The 17,052-nt window shown below is 65.0% G+C and carries 17 protein-coding genes; 3 read left to right on the plus strand and 14 right to left on the minus strand.

Going from position 1 to position 17,052, the window contains the following annotated elements:
- Nucleotides 1-24: 24 nt before the first annotated feature.
- The 12 genes from OHB26_RS08550 to OHB26_RS08605 form a co-directional block, all read right to left on the minus strand.
- Nucleotides 25-513, minus strand: a complete 489-nt coding sequence (locus OHB26_RS08550) for a h domain protein (RefSeq protein WP_330183660.1) — start codon at nucleotides 511-513, stop codon at nucleotides 25-27.
- Nucleotides 510-1,406 (minus strand): hypothetical protein, encoded by an 897-nt coding sequence (locus OHB26_RS08555; protein ID WP_330183661.1) that lies wholly within the window; start codon nucleotides 1,404-1,406, stop codon nucleotides 510-512. Before OHB26_RS08555 ends, OHB26_RS08550 begins: the two co-directional genes overlap by 4 nt.
- The gene (locus tag OHB26_RS08560) at nucleotides 1,403-2,812 is read right to left on the minus strand and encodes an MCE family protein (RefSeq protein WP_330183662.1); all 1,410 of its coding nucleotides are present in this window, start codon (nucleotides 2,810-2,812) and stop codon (nucleotides 1,403-1,405) included. The genes OHB26_RS08555 and OHB26_RS08560 overlap by 4 nt, the downstream gene beginning before the upstream one ends.
- Nucleotides 2,809-4,035, minus strand: coding sequence for an MCE family protein (locus OHB26_RS08565; protein WP_442942879.1), 1,227 nt, complete (start codon nucleotides 4,033-4,035; stop codon nucleotides 2,809-2,811). The genes OHB26_RS08560 and OHB26_RS08565 overlap by 4 nt, the downstream gene beginning before the upstream one ends.
- The gene (locus tag OHB26_RS08570; RefSeq protein WP_330183663.1) at nucleotides 4,032-5,276 is read right to left on the minus strand and encodes an MCE family protein; all 1,245 of its coding nucleotides are present in this window, start codon (nucleotides 5,274-5,276) and stop codon (nucleotides 4,032-4,034) included. Before OHB26_RS08570 ends, OHB26_RS08565 begins: the two co-directional genes overlap by 4 nt.
- The gene (locus tag OHB26_RS08575; protein ID WP_330183664.1) at nucleotides 5,273-6,334 is read right to left on the minus strand and encodes an MCE family protein; all 1,062 of its coding nucleotides are present in this window, start codon (nucleotides 6,332-6,334) and stop codon (nucleotides 5,273-5,275) included. Before OHB26_RS08575 ends, OHB26_RS08570 begins: the two co-directional genes overlap by 4 nt.
- Nucleotides 6,334-7,362, minus strand: coding sequence for an MCE family protein (locus tag OHB26_RS08580; RefSeq protein ID WP_330183665.1), 1,029 nt, complete (start codon nucleotides 7,360-7,362; stop codon nucleotides 6,334-6,336). The genes OHB26_RS08575 and OHB26_RS08580 overlap by 1 nt, the downstream gene beginning before the upstream one ends.
- Nucleotides 7,359-8,588, minus strand: a complete 1,230-nt coding sequence (locus tag OHB26_RS08585; protein ID WP_442942991.1) for an MCE family protein — start codon at nucleotides 8,586-8,588, stop codon at nucleotides 7,359-7,361. The genes OHB26_RS08580 and OHB26_RS08585 overlap by 4 nt, the downstream gene beginning before the upstream one ends.
- 25 nt (nucleotides 8,589-8,613) lie before the next feature.
- On the minus strand, nucleotides 8,614-9,465 hold the full coding sequence (locus OHB26_RS08590) for an MlaE family ABC transporter permease (RefSeq protein ID WP_330183667.1): 852 nt from the start codon (nucleotides 9,463-9,465) through the stop codon (nucleotides 8,614-8,616).
- Nucleotides 9,466-9,469: 4 nt separating this feature from the next.
- Nucleotides 9,470-10,234 carry an MlaE family ABC transporter permease gene (locus OHB26_RS08595; RefSeq protein WP_330183668.1) on the minus strand — a complete coding sequence of 255 codons (765 nt, stop codon included), beginning with the start codon at nucleotides 10,232-10,234 and terminating at the stop codon, nucleotides 9,470-9,472.
- Between the two features lie 301 nt (nucleotides 10,235-10,535).
- Nucleotides 10,536-11,435 (minus strand): 3-oxoacyl-ACP reductase, encoded by a 900-nt coding sequence (locus OHB26_RS08600; RefSeq protein WP_330183669.1) that lies wholly within the window; start codon nucleotides 11,433-11,435, stop codon nucleotides 10,536-10,538.
- Between the two features lie 45 nt (nucleotides 11,436-11,480).
- Nucleotides 11,481-11,669 (minus strand): ferredoxin, encoded by a 189-nt coding sequence (locus tag OHB26_RS08605; RefSeq protein ID WP_330183670.1) that lies wholly within the window; start codon nucleotides 11,667-11,669, stop codon nucleotides 11,481-11,483.
- 155 nt (nucleotides 11,670-11,824) lie between these two features.
- Between OHB26_RS08605 and OHB26_RS08610 the strand changes: the two genes are divergently transcribed.
- Complete coding sequence (locus OHB26_RS08610) at nucleotides 11,825-13,018, plus strand: acyl-CoA dehydrogenase family protein (RefSeq protein ID WP_330183671.1); 1,194 nt, start codon at nucleotides 11,825-11,827, stop codon at nucleotides 13,016-13,018.
- A gap of 96 nt (nucleotides 13,019-13,114) precedes the next feature.
- Nucleotides 13,115-14,236 (plus strand): acyl-CoA dehydrogenase family protein, encoded by a 1,122-nt coding sequence (locus OHB26_RS08615; RefSeq protein ID WP_330183672.1) that lies wholly within the window; start codon nucleotides 13,115-13,117, stop codon nucleotides 14,234-14,236.
- Nucleotides 14,237-14,424: 188 nt separating this feature from the next.
- On the opposite strand, the gene OHB26_RS08620 is transcribed toward OHB26_RS08615, so the two are convergent.
- Both OHB26_RS08620 and OHB26_RS08625 read right to left on the minus strand, forming a co-directional pair.
- Complete coding sequence (locus tag OHB26_RS08620; RefSeq protein ID WP_330183673.1) at nucleotides 14,425-15,120, minus strand: maleylpyruvate isomerase family mycothiol-dependent enzyme; 696 nt, start codon at nucleotides 15,118-15,120, stop codon at nucleotides 14,425-14,427.
- A gap of 59 nt (nucleotides 15,121-15,179) precedes the next feature.
- On the minus strand, nucleotides 15,180-16,376 hold the full coding sequence (locus tag OHB26_RS08625) for a glycosyltransferase (RefSeq protein WP_330183674.1): 1,197 nt from the start codon (nucleotides 16,374-16,376) through the stop codon (nucleotides 15,180-15,182).
- A gap of 177 nt (nucleotides 16,377-16,553) precedes the next feature.
- Between OHB26_RS08625 and OHB26_RS08630 the strand changes: the two genes are divergently transcribed.
- On the plus strand, nucleotides 16,554-16,973 hold the full coding sequence (locus OHB26_RS08630) for a VOC family protein (protein WP_330183675.1): 420 nt from the start codon (nucleotides 16,554-16,556) through the stop codon (nucleotides 16,971-16,973).
- Nucleotides 16,974-17,052: the final 79 nt, after the last annotated feature.

A 17,052-nucleotide genomic window follows, 5' to 3' on the forward strand; every position in this document is an offset into this window, starting at 1 on the left:
TCGCGAATGTTGTTGTGCCGCAGGTCAGACCGGCGTGACCGCGGTGGCCAGCCAGTGCGAGCCGTCCTTGGTCAGCTCCACGCGCAGACGTGAGCTGGTGATGGTGCCCTGCGGCAGGCTGTCGCTGGTGGTCACCTGATTCATGAAGATGAGCACGGCGGCGTGATCGCGGTCGGTGGAGATGACGCCGGAGGCCTGCACGGTGGCCTGGACGTTGATCTTCTTCTCCTTGGCGGTCGGAATGACCGTCTGCTGGATCAGCTTCAGGTAGGTGTCGCGCAGGTCGCCGGTCATATTGTCGGCGGCCTTGGGCATTTCCTTGTCGACGGTCTCGTACTGGTACGAGGACATCGTCTCCACGGTGTGCTGCGCGGCGGCCACGGCGTCGGTGCGCGCGCTTTCCGATTGCACATCGGACCAGTACCGGAAACCGGTGAACGAGGCGGCGGCGACAGCGGCGACGAACAGGATCACGGCGGAGGCTACGAGGATGGTGCGCTTGTTGAATTTCATGCCACGAACTCCAGTTTCGAGGCGGTCACGTTGCCGTTGCCGTCCTTTGTCACGGTCACCCGGAACCGGTAGTCCTTCAGCTGCGGCTGATTGCTCGCCGCATTGGTCACCGTCTGCTGTCCGAGCACCAGCACATGCGCCAAATCCGGACCCTCGTCCTCGATCGCGGCGGCCAGCACGGTGCCATTGGACTGCACCTTGATCTGCTGGAAGATCTGCTTGTACAGGTCGCGGTTCTGCGAGTACTCGGCCTTGAGATCGCCCGAGACCACCGACAAGATGCGATCGATGTCCTGATCCGCCGTGCCGTCCTTCATGGTGGACAGGTTGATGACGGTCTGTTTGGCGACCTGGATGTACTCCGCCCGCCGCTCGTGCAGGGCATTGGCCTGATGCTGGTGGTAGAAGAAGACACCACCCGATCCGGCCAATACCAGCGCGGAGATCACCGCGACCACGGCCGCGGCCATACCGACCCGGCCGAGTGCGCGGAACCTGCTGCGCGACTTGGTATCCGACGCCTCCGAGTCCGCGTCGGCGGAATTCTCGGGGTCGGCCGATACCGCTTCGGCGGTCTCCACCGTCACCGTGTCAGCGGTATCGACCGCCTTCGACAGGTCGATGGCATCCACCTTCGCGGTGTCGGAGTCGATGGCACCCGCGGATTGCTCCGCCGCGCCACCGTCCACGGTAACGACGACCTCCGGCACGGTCGATTCGGCCGCGACCACGGGGGTCGTTTCAGCCTGTTCGATCGCCTTCGATGCCACCGGTTTCGCCGTGGTCGAAGAGGAGGATTCCGCCTTGGTCAGCTGGGCGTCCTCGACCGGCGGACCCGCCTGTCGTTCAGCCCGGCGCCGCGAGCGGCCGCCGTTTGCCGTGGTATTGCTCATCGTTGTTGCTCCTCGAGCATTTGCTGCCAACTTGAGGGCACTGTACTGGAGCCGTCAGCGCCGATGTCCCCCCGCCGGTAGGTCCGGCCGTCTGGTCCGAGGAAGGTGTTGGTCCCCGGATCATCGTGCGTAATGAATGCTGCCGGTTGGTTGCCCAGCAGGTTGTTCAGCGGCTGCCCATTGTTGTCGACCGGGTTCGGCGCACCGAAGGGCGGGTTGTCGCCCAGCGGCTGATAGCCGTTGGGATCGCGGCAGAGCTCCGGGCTGGGAGCCCGCTTGCCCGGCACCTCCGCACAGGGGGTGTTGCGGATACCGCGCACTGCTTCACGGGCATTCTGTGCCACCTTGCAGTACATGTTGTCCGGCGTCTCGATTTCCGATACATCACCCGGTGCCCTGCGCTGATCCGCGGGCAGGAAGCCGGTGGTGCATCCCGGAGGATCATTGAGGCCGAGCATGAAGTCGACCATAGCGCCATATTCGGTCGGGCCGCGGATCGCGGTGAGCAGCGCCGAGAGCAGCGGCGGGTAGATCACCAGAATCTGTTCGAGCCCGGCGTGATAGGTGACGCCGACCTGGCCGACCGTCACCATATTGGCCAGCAGGATCGGCAGCGTCGGCTTCAGATCCTGGAACGTATCGGTGGCCTTCTGTGCCGCGGAAGGGGTGTGCTGCAGGACCGCCCGCAGCGCCGGATCATGCTGGCGCAGTTGGTCGGTCAGGGTGGCGAGGTCCTTGGTCCAGCCGCGAATAGACTCATCCGACTGGTTCTGGGTATCGAGCAACGGACCCAGCTTCTCCAGCAGATCCTTCGTTTGCCCGGTGTTGTCCTTGGCCTCCTGCACCAGCAGCGACGCCGAGTCGATGAAGCGCTGCAGATCCGGGCCCGCACCATTGAAGGCGGTGAAGGCGTCGTTGATGACCTCTTGCAGCTTGGTATCGGCGACCGAGGAGAGCAGCCGGTCCGCCTGATCGAGCATGCTGCCCACATCCTGCGGCAGCTTGGTCTGCTCGACCGGGATCACCGAACCATCGTGCAGATTCCCGCCTTTCGGCGCATCGGCCGGGACCAGGTCCACGTACTGCTCACCGATCGCCGAGACGCTCTTCACGTACGCGGTGACATCGGCCGGGATCTTGTAGTCGCTGTTGATGGACAGCTTGGCGTCGACCCCCTGCGGGGTCAGATTGACCGCCTCCACCTTGCCGACATTGGTGCCGCGATAGGACACGTTGCCGGTCGGGTAGAGCCCGCCCGTCGCCACCAATTTGACTGTCACGGCATATCTTCCGATGCCGAACATGGCGGGCAGGTGCACATAGCTACCCGCCATCACCACCAGGCCGATGACCGTCAGCACCGAGAAGATGGAGAGCTGAACCTTGACGAACTTGGTGAGCTTCACCGGCCCCCGCCTTCCTGCGTACTGGGCACGGTCAGACCCGGGATCGCGGGCAGGCCCGGAATCGGCGGCAGCCCGGCGATACTCGGCACCGGCGCGGCCGGTGGCGGATTCAGCGGATCGGACATCGGATCACCCTTGCCCATGGCGGTCGGGGGTACCCCGACACCGAGGGTCGCCTGCGCGCCACCGAAGGTGCCGCCCAGCGGGGTACCGGTCAGGAAGTTCGAGTCCAACCGGGCCTTGGTGATATCCGCGGTGATCACCAGGTTCATGTAGTCGCCCCGGATGACTCGATCGATATTGCGCATCGGGAAGGGGAAGGTCAGCAGCCACTCCAGCGAGTGGGCGAGCTTATCGCCGGTATCGGCCAGCGTCTGCAGCGTCGGTGCCAGGTTGGCCAGATCTGCCTTGAGGCTGTCACCGCCGCCGTCGATGATCCGCTGCACGATATCGCTCAAACCACCAAGCGCCGTCAGGGTTTTGGTGATGTCCTCGCGACGATCCGCAAGCACGGTCAGGGCCGGATGGATCTCGGTGATGGCCGAGGTGAGCTCATCCTTCTGATTCGACAGCACCCCGGCGAAGCGGTCGAGCCCGCCCATCGCGCCGATGATGTCACCGGTCTGCTTGTCCAGATTGCTGGTCAGCTGATCCAGCTGCGGGAGCAGATCACGAATGGAGTCGGTGCGCCCGGTGAAGGTGGCGTTGAGCTCCTTGGTGATGGTCTCCACCTGGGAGATACCGCCGCCGTTGAGCACCACCGACAGCGCGGACAGCGTCTGTTCGGTCGTCGGGAAGGCGCCCGCGCGCTCCAGCGGAATCAGGTCGCCGTCCTTCAGCGCCCCCTGTGCCTGTTGGTCTTTCGGCGCCGACAGCTCGATGTGATTGCTGCCGAGCAGACTGGTCTGACCGATCCGCGCGATGGCATTGGCTGGCAATTGCACGCCCTTGTCGAGGCCGACGGTGACCAGTGCGTGCCAGCCCTCGACCTTGATGTCGGTGACCGTACCGACGGGCACGTCATTCACCTTGACCGGCGAATTACGGGTCAGCATGGTCACATTCGGCATCTGGATGCGAACTTTCCAGGAGCCTTCGCCGGTTCCGACCGAACCGGGCATCGAGACCGAGTTCAGTCCGTCCCAATCGCATCCGCTCACGCCGAGCAGCGCGACCAGGCCGACCGCGACGCCGGCGATACGAATCCGTCGGCGGTTCATCATCGTCCTCCTCCGGGCAGCATCACATCGGTGAGGCTCTTGGGCGCCACGTCCGCCGGAGCACCGGCGCCCTGGCCCGCCAAATCCGGTGTGCTGTAGGTGAGCTGGTTGGGGAAGGCGTTCTGCTGGGTCGCCGGATTGAGCAGCAACGGCGGGTAGTTCATGATCAGCGAATTCAGCACCGGCCCGAGATATTGCTTGCACAGTGCCTCGCTCTTGTCCGAATCCTTCTCACCGACGGAACCGGCGATACCGCACAGGAATTGGACCGGATTGGCGAAGTTCGGCGCGGAGACCGCACCGGTGATCGTGCCCTGCGCCGGCTTGTAGAGCTGGTAGAAGTTCACCAGCGCGGTCGGGCCGGAGTGCATGATCTTCTCCAGATCGCCCTTCTTGTCGGCGAGCACCTGGGTGGCATCACCCAGCCGCTGGATGCCCTCGGTGAGCGCACCACCGCGTTCGTCCAGGAAGCGCTTGACATCGGTGACCGCGATATCGAGATTGTCCAGTCCCGCACCGAGATCGGTCGAGACACCGGAGAGCACCGAGGCCACCGAGGCGAGTCGGCCGCCGAACTGCACGATCTGATCATTGGACTTGGACAGCACATCCACCAGCTGCTGCAGATTGCGAATGGTGCCGAAGAGATCGGTGCGACCGTCCGACAGCGTATTCAGCGTGCTGGACAGCTCTTTCAGCGTGTCCCGGAACGCCTGCGCGTTGCCATTGCCGAGGTTCGCGGCGGCGGTGTCGATGACCCGGCCGAACGAACCCTGCTTGTCCTCACCGACCGGTCCGAGCGCGACCGAGAGCTTGGTCAGCTCGGTCTTGATGTCGTCCCACTCCACCGGAACCGCGGTGTGCTCGATCGGAATGGACGCGCCGTCGGCCATTTTCGCGCCGCCGGTGTAGGCGGGCGCGAGCTGGATGAACCGCGCCGAGACCAGCGACGGCGAGACGATCACCGCGGCCGCGTCGGCGGGAATATCGATACCCCGGTCGACGGTGATCTTGGCGGTCACCCGGTCCTTGCCCGGCTCGATCGAGTCGATCTTGCCGACCTTCACCCCGAGCACCCGGACCTCATCGCCCACATAGAGCCCATTGGTCGAGGGGAAGTACGCGGTGATGTGCTTCTTGCCGATATCGGCGACCAGTCCGTAGACCAGCCAGCCGACCACGGCGACCACCAGACCGGCAGCGACGAACCGCGTCCAACGTGGCAGTTTACGAATCGCGTTCACTTCGGCGGCTCCTTGGGTGTGGGCACGATCGAGATGCCCCCGTCGAGGTAGCTCTGCAAGGACTCCGGCAGGTGCTCCGGCCAGACCATGGCGTCGATCAAGGCCCGGATCGGCTTGCTCTCACCATTGGCGACCATCGACTGGAAGTACGGACCCGAACCCACCTGCTCACCGAGCGCGGCCTCGAACGGACCGATATTGTCCAGCGCCTGGCCGATCTGATCCTTGTTCTTCTGCAGCAGTGCGAGCACCGAGTTCAGCCGGTCCAGCGTCGGCTTCAGCTGCGCTTCATTGTCATTGACGAAGCCGGAGAGCTGCTGGGCCAGACCGTTGATGTACACGATCAACTGGCTGATGGCGGTGCGCCGGTTATTGAGTTCGCCGAGCAGACTGTTGCCGTCGAGCAGCAGTGTATTGAGCTGTCCCGCACGATCTCCGAGCACCTTGGTGACGCCCTGAGCGTGCGAGAGCAGTTCGGTCAGCGCCTTGTCGCGAGCGTTCAGACTGCGCGACAGCGCGGTGACGCCGTCGAGCGCGGAGCGCAGCGGGGCGGGGGTATCGGCGAAAGCGTCGGACAGCGTGTCCAGGGTCTTGTTGACCTGGTCGGTGTCGAGCCCCTTCACCGTGGTCGCCAGATCGCCGAGCGCGTCATTGAGCGAGTACGGAGAGGTGGTGCGCTCCAAGGGAATCGGGTCGGACGCCTTGATCGCGCCGTCACCAGCGGGAGTCACCTCGAGCGACTTGCGCCCCAGCATCGTATTGGTCTTGATGGCGGCGGAGGTCTTACCGCCCAGCACGATCGACTCGTCGAGCGTGAAGTGCACCTTGACCTTCGCGCCGTCCAGCTGGACCTTGTCGACCCGACCCGACCGCACACCGGCGACCTGTACCGGATCACCCGGAAGCAGCCCGCCCGCATCGGCGAAGTAGGCGTTGTAGTCCGCCCCGGACCGCACGAACGGCAGGCGGTCGAATTGCAGGGCGGTAAGACAGACCGTCACCGCGAGCACGATGCCGACCACGCCGATATTGATCAGTGGAGAACGTTGTTGATCCATCAGCCGGAACACCTTCCGGTGGTCTGCATACCGGGCATCTTGATGAGCTGCGTGCCACCGTCCGGAGCATCGGTGAGGAAGTTCGCACCGCAGATGTACATATTCAGGAACGAACCGTAGGAACCGATCCGGATCAGCTTCTTATAGGTGTCCGGCAGCAGGTTCATGACGTACTGCAACTGGTCCTGCTGATCGTCGAGGTTCGCCGAGAGGCGGCCCAGCTCGGTCACATTCGACTTCAGGTCCGGGCGCACCACCTGCAGCAGGTTGGTGAGATCGCCTGTGGCACCGGCCAATCGAGGCAACGCGTCACCGATCGGATCTTTATCCGCCGCCAAACCGCTGACCAGACGCTGCAATTCGTTCAGAGTGGTGCCGAAGTCCTGATCCTTGGCGTCGATGGTGGCCAGCACCGTCTTGAGATTCTCGATCACACTGCCGATCAGGGCATCCCGGTCCGCCAGAGTCTTGGTGAACGAACCGCCGCTGTTGAGCAGCGAGACCAATGTTCCACCCTGGCCCTGGAACACCTGCAGCAGCGCACCGGTCAGATCATTGACCTGCTGCGGATTCAGACCGCGCAGCAGCGGTTTGAATCCGCCGAGCAGCATGTCCAGATCCAGTGCGGGCTTGGTGTGTTCGACACCGATGGTCGAGCCCTTACGCAACGGCTGGGCGGTACCCGGCCCCTCCATCAGCTCCAGATAGCGGTCGCCGACCAGGTTCTCGTAGCGAATGGCCGCCTGGGTACCCGAGTAGACGTGGTACTCGTTGTCGATATCGAAGTCGACGTGCGCCAGGTGGTCCTTGCCGACGGTCACCCGCGACACCGAACCCACCGGCACACCGGCGATGCGCACCTTCGAACCCGGCAGCACCCCCGACGAGCTGGTGAAAATCGCGTGGTACCCGGTCGAGCGCGAGAAACGCATCTGGCTGAAGATCACCCCCAGCCCGGCCAAGACCAACACCATGACCAGGGTGAAGATCCCCAGTTTCACGGTGGTCGCTTGCGGTTTGATGCTCATGGGTTGGGCACCCCCGGAAGTCCTGCGAACAGAAGTTGGAACACCTTGGGGCCGTTGAGATGCGTGGATGTCGGCGGCGCCCACACCTCGCCCTCGGTGGTATCGGTGACCAGGTAGTTGGAGTGGCTGTTCGGCACGCGATCGAGAATGTTCTCGCAGTGCGGGCCACCGGTGGCGTTCACCTTCGGCAGATCCTTCGGGTACTCGTACGGGGTGCCGCCGGGCATGAAGCTCGCGTTCAGCGTCACGTACGGGCCGTCACCACCGAAAATGCGATTGCCGACATCGAGATTGTCGGACGCGCCGACCACCAGGCAGTACAGCGCCGAGCGGTACTCATGCAGCAGATCGGTGGTGGGGCGCAACAGATTCAGCGAATCGATCAGCGGCTGCTCGTTCTGGCCGAGCACATCGCCGGTGGTGTTCGCCAACCCCATGAGGTTCAGCAGCACCGCGTCGAAATTGCCCTTCTCATCGACCAGGCTCTTACCCGTGACCGCCACATTGCCGGTGGTGCGCAACAGATCCGGCGCGGTATCGGCGTACAGATTGGTGACACCGACCGAGGTCGCCATATCACGCTGCAGATCGGGCAGGCTCGGATTGAGCTCCTTGAGCACATCATCGCTGTTGACCAGCAGCTGCCCCAGCTTGTCGCCGCGCCCCTGCAGGGCGGTGCCCAGCGCGGTCAGCGTCGCGTTCAGCTTCTCGGGCGCGACCTTGTCCAGCACATCATTGAGATGCTGGAACAGGGTATTGAATTCCACGGTGACCGCACCGGCGTGCACGGTGGAACCGGGCCGCAGCGAATCACCCGAAGGCTGCTGCGGCTCTTCGAAATTGATGTATTTCGCGCCGAATACCGTGGTGGATCGAATGTCCACCAGAGCATTGGCGGGCACCATCTTCAATTTATCCGGATCGATCGCGAGTTCGATATTCGCGCCGTCCGCGGTATCGGTGATACCGGTGACGTGACCGATCTCCACACCGCGGATCTTCACCTTGGCGTCGGTATCGAGCACCAGGCCGCTGCGCGGAGCGGAGACGTTCACCTTGACGGTGTCCTGGAACCCGCCCGCGAAGCTGATCAGGCAGATCACGACCACGGCCACAATGCTCAGCACCAGTCCGGCACCGCACAGGCGGATTACCCAGCCCTCTTCGAGATATCGCTTGGCTGTTGGTTTCTCGACGATGGGCGAGCCGATCGGGCCCGTCACCATGTCACGTGTTTGCGCCATGTCCGCCCTACCCGGAGAGATGGAAGTTGCCGGTGGTGCCGTAAATGGCAAGGGAGATCAGCAGTGTCACCATCACCACCGCGATCAGCGATGCCCGCACCGCGTTACCGACCGCGACACCGACACCGACCGGACCGCCCGCGGCGTGATAGCCGTAGTAGGTGTGGATCAGCATGACGGCCATGGCCATGAAGATCGCCTGCGCGAAGGACCAGAGGATGTCGCTGGGGATCAGGAAGGTCGTGAAGTAGTGGTCGTACACACCGGCCGACTGTCCGTAGATCACCACCGTCGCGAAGCGACTGGCGATGAACGAGGCGATGACCGCGAGCGAGTACAGCGGAATGATCGCGATGATGCCCGCCAGAATTCGAGTGCCCACCAGGAAGGGCACCGGCCGGATGGCCATCACCTCCAGGGCATCGATCTCCTCCGAGACGCGCATGGCTCCCAATTGTGCCGTGGTACCCGCCCCGAGCGTCGCCGCCAGGCCGATACCCGAGATCACCGGTGCCGCGATACGCACATTGATGAAGGCGGCGAAGAAGCCGGTCAGGGCCTCGACGCCGATATTGCCGAGCGAGCTGTAGCCCTGCACGGCGATGGTGCCGCCGGCGGCCAGCGTCAGGAACCCGACGATCACCACGGTGCCGCCGATAACGGCCAAAGCACCTGTGCCCATGGAGATCTCGGCAATGAGCCGGATCGTCTCGGTGCGATAGTGAATGAGCGCCTTGGGAACGGATCCGATGGACCGCCCGTAGAACACCGCATGCTTACCGACCGAATCGAGAGCTTCGGTAAAGCGCCGAAAGCGTTTGGCCACCTTCGGAAAACGAGATTGGATCACGAACGCCATCTGATCACCGCGCCGTGAACTTGATACCGGCGGCGGTTACAACCACGTTGATAACGAACAAAGCCATGAAGGCGAAGACGACGGTCTGGTTCACGGCATCGCCGACACTCTTGGGTCCGCCCTTGACGTTCAACCCCAGGTAGCAGGCGACCAGTCCGGCGACGAGACCGAACAGCGCGGCCTTCACCTCGGAGATGACGAGCTCCGGGAGGTGGGTCAGCAGGGTCAGGCCGTTGACGAACGCGCCCGGGTTCGCACCCTGCAGATAGACCGAGAAGAGGAAGCCGCCAAGGATGCCGATGGTCGAGACCAGGCCGTTGAGCAGGAATGCCACGAAAGTCGAGGCGAGCACGCGCGGGACGACCAGACGCTGGATCGGGTCGATACCGAGCACCTTCATCGCGTCGATCTCTTCGCGAATGGTGCGCGCGCCGAGGTCCGCGCAGATGGCGGTGGCGCCTGCACCGGCCACGATGAGCACGGTGCACATGGGGCCGACCTGGGTAATCGTGCCGAATGCCGCGCCGGCGCCGGAAAGGTCGGCCGCGCCGATCTCGCGGAGCAGAATGTTGAGGGTGAAGCTGACGAGCACGGTGAACGGAATTGCCACCAATAGCGTCGGGATGATGGAAACCCTGGCGATGAACCAGGACTGGTCGATGAATTCCCGTCGTTGAAACGGTGGCCGCACCACGGCGCGGGCGACAGCGCCGGCGAGTTCGAAGAACCCTCCGACCGCCCGTAACGGTACGGCGAGGACATCATTCATTCCCGCGATTCCTCCTGCCCCTGCCTTGCTATAGCTTCCGAGATTTGAATGTGATCTCGGTCCCGTCCGAAGATTAGAACACGTTCCAGTGAGCCTTCGGAAGGTTTCGATGGTTTTGAACTGGGGTTACTTCTGAACTGTTGACCAGTTCCGAGAACATGTTCACCCCAGGTCTACCATCATGAACGTGGAACCTTTGTGAGGCGCCACACATAGTTGATTCCCATTCCTACCAACGATTGATCGCGTGATCAACCTGGAAACGGGGGAGAAACCCCCCGCTACCGGTACAAAGGGTCGACTAACCGAGATCCATCAGCGCAGACGCCGAAAAAGTGGCTCCGGCGGGGCGTTCGGCAAAATATCCGCCGAGCGTGGCGGCGAGACCCGCACGGGTCCACTCCCCCTCGGCGTCGAAGCGCTGCTCCACGATCGGGGCGGCCATCAGGGCCACCATCGGGCCGTAGACGACGAAGAGCTGACCGCTGATGGCGGCCGCCGCCGGCGAGGCCAGATAGGCCACCAGGCGAGCAACATGATCGGGCGAGAGCGGATCCGGACCCTCTTCGGGGGCCGCGGAGAAGACATTCTCCGTCATGGAGGTACGCGCACGCGGCGCGATGGCATTGGCGCGCACACCGAAATTGGCCAGCGCGCGCGAGGCAGACAAAGTCAGCGCGGTGATACCGGCTTTGGCCGCACCGTAATTCGCCTGTCCGGCGGGGCCGAGCAGACCGGCCTCGGAGGAGGTGTTGATGATGCTGCCGTAGACCGGCGCACCCGCCGCCTTGGACTTGGCCCGCCAGTACGCGCCCGCATTACGGGTCAGCAGGAAATGCCCGCGCAGGTGGACGGCGACGACCGCGTCGAAATCGGCGTCGGACATGTTGAACAACATCTTGTCCCGGGTGATACCGGCATTGTTGACCACGATGTCCAGGCCGCCGAAGGTCTCCTCGGCGGTGCTGATCAGCGCGTCGGCGGTGGCCGATTCGGCAATACTGCCCGCCACGAACTCCGCCTTGGCGCCGAGCGCGCGGATATCGGCGAGGGTTGCGCTGACCGCGTCGTTCTCGGCAAGGTCGTTCACAATGACCGAAGCACCGGCCCGGGCCAGCTCCAAGGCTTCGGCCCGGCCCAGCCCGGCACCCGCACCGGTGACGATCGCCACTCGGCCGGTAAGACTCACATCAGTACTCACCGGGCCGACTCTAGAACGTGTTACACCCAGCGAGCAAGGCTGGGGTCAGACCAGCTTCAAAGCGGCCTTCGGGCACTGCGCCACGGCCGTCTTCACATCTTCCTCATCACCGGGCGCAACCTCCGCTCCGACAATGTGCAGAACGTCGTCATCATCGAGTTCGAAGACGTCGGGGGCGATTCCGACGCAGATGCCGTTCGCCTCGCACTGGTCGAGATCAACAGTGACCTTCATAGCCAACTCCTTTGCCACAACAGTGGGCCGAGCCTAACAACACCAGCCCCACGCGGGGTAGGAAGTGCGGCCTTACACGAGCTGATACTGGAACATGTTTCACCTGCTGTGCAATGATCGGCTGAACCCTGATAACGAAGGCTAGAGGTATCGCTATGCGGATCGCATACACGCCGCAACAGGAACAGCTTCGTGCTGAGCTGCGTGAATATTTCGCCAAACTCATCACCCCCGAACGCCGGGCCGCGCTGTCATCCCAGACCGGTGAGTACGGCGAGGGCAATGTCTACCGCGAAGTCGTCGAGGAGATGGGCCGCGACGGCTGGCTCGCCCTGGGCTGGCCCAAGCAGTACGGCGGCCAGGATCGCTCCACCATGGACCAGTTGATCTTCACCGACGAGGCCGCCATCGCCGGCGCCCCGGTGCCGTTCCTGACCATCAACTCCGTCGCGCCGACCATCATGCATTACGGCACCGAGGAGCAGAAGCAGTTCTTCCTGCCGCAGATCGCCGCGGGCAAGCTGCACTTCGCCATCGGTTACTCCGAGCCGGGCGCGGGCACCGACCTCGCCTCACTGCGCACCTCCGCGGTGCGTGACGGCGACGACTGGATCATCAACGGGCAGAAGATGTGGACCTCCCTCATCGCCTACGCCGACTACGTCTGGCTGGCCGCCCGCACCGATCCGAATGCCAAGAAGCACAAGGGCATTTCGATGTTCATCATGCCGACCACGGCCGAGGGCTTCTCCTGGACGCCGGTGCACACCATGGCCGGACCGGACACCAGCGCCACCTACTACCAGGACGTGCGCGTCAAGCACTCCGATATGGTCGGGCCGGAGAACGGCGGCTGGGGGCTGGTCACCAATCAGCTCAACCATGAGCGCGTCGCATTGACCTCGGCCGCACCGCTGGGCCTGGCGGTCGCGCAGGTCACCGAATGGGCGCGGAACACCAAGACCGCCAACGGTTCCCGGGTCATCGACCAGGAATGGGTGCAGATCGCGCTGGCCCGCGTGCACGCCAAGGTGGAGTACCTCAAGCTCACCAACTGGGAGATCGCCTCGCGCGCCGACCAGGGTGGCGACGCCGCGCCCCGGCCGTGGGACGCCTCCGCCACCAAGGTGTACGGCACCGAACTCTCCACCGAGGCGTACCGCGCGCTCATGGAGATCCTCGGCCCGCAGGCGTACCTGCGGCAGGATTCCGCGGGCTCGCAGCTGCGCGGCCGCCTCGAGCGTATGCACCGCGCCTGCCTGATCCTCACCTTCGGCGGCGGCACCAATGAGGTGCAGCGCGACATCATCGCCATGACCGCCCTCAAGCAGCCCGCCGCCACGCGCTAGCTGTGCCAATTTTGCGATGTGAGCGGACCCTGCGTGGTAACGCAAGCTGCCGCCTCCGGGCCTGACGCCCACATCGCCGAAACCAAGGTAACCATCATGGATTTCACTCTCACCGAGGCGCAGCAGGATCTGGCCCGCCTCACCGCCGAGGTCACCGGCAAGCTCGTCACCGCCGACCGACTGCGTGAGCTCGACAAGAACAAGGAAGCGGCCGGCACCCCGGTGGTGCGCTTCGACGAAGCACTGTGGAACTCGCTCGGCGAGACCGGCGTACTGGCCGCGGCACTGCCGGAAACGGTGGGCGGCAGCGACTTCGGCGTGCTCGAGCAGACCTCCATCCTGCGCGAGATCGGCAAGTCCGTCGCACCCGTGCCGTACCTGTGGTCGATCGTGCTCGGCGCGGGCGCGCTCGCGCGGTTCGGTTCCGAGGCGCAGCGCGCACTGGCCGCGCAGGCCGCGAGCGGCGAGATCATCCTCACCGCGGCACTGAGCGAAGAGCGCAACTGGGAGCTCGACAAGCCGGTCACCTCCGCTGCCGACAATGGCGGCTGGCGGCTGACCGGACTCAAGACCACGGTTCCGTTCGCCCGCCAGGCAGCGCGAATCCTGGTGTCCGCCAGCGTCGATGGCGTCCCCGCCGTCTTCCTGGTGGATCCGTCCGATGCCTCGGTGCGGGTCGAGGATCAGATCGTCACCGACCGCTCCCCCGAGGCCGAGGTCGAATTCACCGGTACCCCGGCCGAATTGGTCGGCACCCTGTCCCAGGGCGCGGAGATCCTGAACTGGCTGCTGGAGCGCGCCTGGCTCGGCCTGGCCGCCACCCAGCTCGGCGTCGTCGAGAAGGGCCTCGAGCTCGTCGCCGACTATGCCCGCGAGCGTGAGCAGTTCAATCGCAAGATCGGCAGCTTCCAGGCCGTGGCGCAGCGCCTCGCCGACGCCTACATCGACGTCCAGGGTGTTCGACTGGCCGTTCAGCAGGCCGCCTGGCTGCTGGCCGAGGGGCAGCCCGCCACCGCCGAGGTGCACACCGCCAAGTTCTGGGCCGCCGATGCCGGGCACCGCATCGCCCACACCGTCGTGCACGTCCACGGCGGCGTCGGCATCGACCGCGACCACATCGTGAACCAGTACTTCACCGCCGCCAAGCACAATGAGTTCGCGCTCGGCGGCGCGACCGATCACCTGCGCGCCCTGGGCGCCTCCTTCGCCGAGGCGTAACCGCGCGGCACAGGGCAATGCGGGGCGGCGACACTTCGGTGCCGCCGCCTTTCGCATGCGCCCACCCCGCTCTCGGGCACGGCCCACCTCGTCATCCCAGCGCACGCTTGGCCGGGATCCACAGTGCTCCAACAGAACCGGTGGATCCGGCCAAAAGCATGCCGGGATGACGGAGAGCTCCTCGAGGTTCAGGAAACCAAGGGTCCGGCGAGGACTTTCTCCCCGGCGACGCGATCCCCGCCCCAGGCGAGCGCCGGATCGTTCGCGGGCAGCCGCTGCCACAGTGCGAGCAGCAGATCCGAAGCGGTACCGGCGATTTCGGCGACCGGCTCACCCGGGCCGTAGATCCAGCTCTCGGCGATATCGGTGGCGCGTACCCGCAGCGCGGCCTCGGGTGCGGCGGCCAGACCGCGGTCGATCATGCGGGGCGCGAAGAGTTCGAAGACCTCATTGATCCCGTCGACCGCCAGATCGGTGGCGAAGGCCTCGGCCTCGCCGAGCGCGTGCTGACCGTCCCAGAGGTGCATGAGGGTTTCCAGCGCCCGCCGCCGACGCCAGAATCCGACGGTGCGCGGCATGGAACGGGTGAAGGTCCACGCCTCCTGCTCAGGATCCGCCGACAGCGCCGCGACGATCGCATCGGCGGTCTCGTCGTACCACTCCCGCAGTGCCACAGCGTCTTTCGGTGCGGGCGCCCCCTGATAGTCACCGCGCAGCTCGGCGACGGCGGTCACCACCCACATATTGCCCTGGCCGAGATGATCGGTGAGGTCGTAGAAGGTCCAGTCGCCGCAGGACGGCACCGGCGCGGCGAGATCGGTTTCCGGCGTGATGAGCTCACCGAATTCGGTGAGCTTCGCGCAGAGCAGGGCCAGATAGTCCATGCCGATCACGGTAAACCCCGTTCGGCCGGGTGCGCCCGGTACCGCTGGGCACCACGCCGTCAGGATTCGAATTCGCGCACCGGGAGAATGCGATCGAATATCGGGTCGGGGTGGTCGGCGGAGGGCTCCAATTCACGCATGAGCAGATCGCTCATGGCGTCACGCCGCAATACCCGGCCGAGCTCGGCGGCGGCGCGATAGTGCACGGGAGTGCGCAGCACCTTTCGCACCGCCGCGGCGATCTGCTGCGGAGTCGCGGTGCGGGACAACGTGATTCCGGCGTGATGCGCACGCACCCGCGCGGCGTTGTCGGCGTGATCACGGCCGTGCGGCAGCAGCACCACGGGCAGATCGGCGGCGAACGCCTTCGCCAGCGTGCCGTGCCCGCCGTGCGTGATCACCACACTGGCATGCCGCATGAGTTCGTGATGCGGGGCCGCGGGCAGCACCGACACATTGGGCGGTGCGGTGATCGCGGTGACCTCCACCGCGGGACCGGTGGTGATCACCCCGCGCACCGGCAGCCGCCCGAGCGCATCGGCTATCCGCTGCAGGCATTCGGCCTGGCGCTGTTCGGTACTGGAGAGCGAGACCAGCACCAGCGGATCGCTGCCCTCGGGGAGCGTCCACTCGGCATCGCACGCCCAGATCGGATCATCCAGAATGGGTCCGACATAGCGCACCCCGTCCGGCCGCTGCGCCACGAAATCGAACGCCTCACTGGACAATACGAGCTGCCGGTGCGCCAGCTGGACCTGATCCTGATAGTGCGCCAGCCGCTCCAGCCCGAAATCCGCGCGCAATGCGTTCAACTGCGGCAGCAGCTCGGAATCCCAGCGCCGCTGCACCATGGATCCGACCAGCCGATCCCGCCAGCGTCCCACCGGTCCCCCGGCCCGCCCGAATCCGGTGCCCGGCGGCGGTCCGCCCTCCACCGGCAGCGGGTAGATACCCGGTATGAGCACCATGAACGGCAGGTCCCGCGCCTGCGCCGCCACCATGGCCCCGAACGCGAAGTAGGAGGCGAGCACCAGATCCGGTCGCTCGGAGTCGATTTCGGCGACGGTATCGCGGGCGAAGCCCGCGCCCGCTCGCGAGCGCGGGCGCGCACCGGTGGCCGTGACCTCGGCGGCGAGGGACTCCTCGGCGAGCACGGTGACCCGGTGCCCGCGCTCGACCAGCCTGCGCACCACCCCCAGCTCCGACGGCACGGTTCCACCGCTGCCGGTAAGGGCGACCAGGTAGCTGTGCTTCATCAGGCACCTCCTGTCAGCCACTCTGTCACGGTCGGCGGCGTGGCGACTTCCCGATCGCCAAATCATGTGTCACAGGCCACACCGAAGGCGCACCGATTAGTTTCCCTCGTGTGCCTCGTCCTCACCTGTGACACCTACGGACGCGCAAAGAGTTTGCGGATGAGAGGACGAAACACCATGGCCAGCAAGATGATCTTCATCAACCTCCCAGTCGCCGATCTGGAGCGGTCCAAGAACTTCTACGAGACGCTGGGCTGGAAGGTCAATCAGGATTTCACCGACGAGAACGCGGCCTGCATCGTCATCGACGACAACATCTGCGCCATGCTGCTCACCAAGGACTTCTTCACCACCTTCAGCACCCGCCCGATCGGTGACACCACCGCCACTGTGAGTGGCCTCTATGCCCTGTCCATGGGCAGCGCCGCCGAGGTCGACAGCCTGGTGGCGGCCGCCCTCTCGGCGGGCGGCACCGAGGAGGTCAATGCCGATAAGCGCGCCCAGGAGGCCGAGGTGGGTATGCACGGCCGCACCTTCCTGGACCCCGACGGCCACCAGTGGGAGCCCTTCCACATGGCGTACCCCGGTGCGAACTGAACTCTCGTCCATGTGAGATGCGAACGGCCCGCCGGGATCTCTCCCCGCGGGCCGTTCACGCATGTCGTCGCGCTGCGCC

It is taken from the genome of Nocardia sp. NBC_01503, assembly GCF_036327755.1.
Classification (GTDB): Bacteria; Actinomycetota; Actinomycetes; order Mycobacteriales; family Mycobacteriaceae; genus Nocardia.

Bases quoted from the DNA above. Each gene is read 5' to 3' on its own strand.
- OHB26_RS08550 (WP_330183660.1), bottom strand. From the start codon at position 513: ATGAAATTCAACAAGCGCACCATCCTCGTAGCCTCCGCCGTGATCCTG.
- OHB26_RS08555 (WP_330183661.1), bottom strand. From the start codon at position 1,406: ATGAGCAATACCACGGCAAACGGCGGCCGCTCGCGGCGCCGGGCTGAA.
- OHB26_RS08565 (WP_442942879.1), bottom strand. From the start codon at position 4,035: ATGATGAACCGCCGACGGATTCGTATCGCCGGCGTCGCGGTCGGCCTG.
- OHB26_RS08575 (WP_330183664.1), bottom strand. From the start codon at position 6,334: ATGGATCAACAACGTTCTCCACTGATCAATATCGGCGTGGTCGGCATC.
- OHB26_RS08580 (WP_330183665.1), bottom strand. From the start codon at position 7,362: ATGAGCATCAAACCGCAAGCGACCACCGTGAAACTGGGGATCTTCACC.
- OHB26_RS08585 (WP_442942991.1), bottom strand. From the start codon at position 8,588: ATGGTGACGGGCCCGATCGGCTCGCCCATCGTCGAGAAACCAACAGCC.
- OHB26_RS08590 (WP_330183667.1), bottom strand. From the start codon at position 9,465: ATGGCGTTCGTGATCCAATCTCGTTTTCCGAAGGTGGCCAAACGCTTT.
- OHB26_RS08595 (WP_330183668.1), bottom strand. From the start codon at position 10,234: ATGAATGATGTCCTCGCCGTACCGTTACGGGCGGTCGGAGGGTTCTTC.
- OHB26_RS08605 (WP_330183670.1), bottom strand. From the start codon at position 11,669: ATGAAGGTCACTGTTGATCTCGACCAGTGCGAGGCGAACGGCATCTGC.
- OHB26_RS08610 (WP_330183671.1), top strand. From the start codon at position 11,825: ATGCGGATCGCATACACGCCGCAACAGGAACAGCTTCGTGCTGAGCTG.
- OHB26_RS08615 (WP_330183672.1), top strand. From the start codon at position 13,115: ATGGATTTCACTCTCACCGAGGCGCAGCAGGATCTGGCCCGCCTCACC.
- OHB26_RS08620 (WP_330183673.1), bottom strand. From the start codon at position 15,120: ATGGACTATCTGGCCCTGCTCTGCGCGAAGCTCACCGAATTCGGTGAG.
- OHB26_RS08625 (WP_330183674.1), bottom strand. From the start codon at position 16,376: ATGAAGCACAGCTACCTGGTCGCCCTTACCGGCAGCGGTGGAACCGTG.
- OHB26_RS08630 (WP_330183675.1), top strand. From the start codon at position 16,554: ATGGCCAGCAAGATGATCTTCATCAACCTCCCAGTCGCCGATCTGGAG.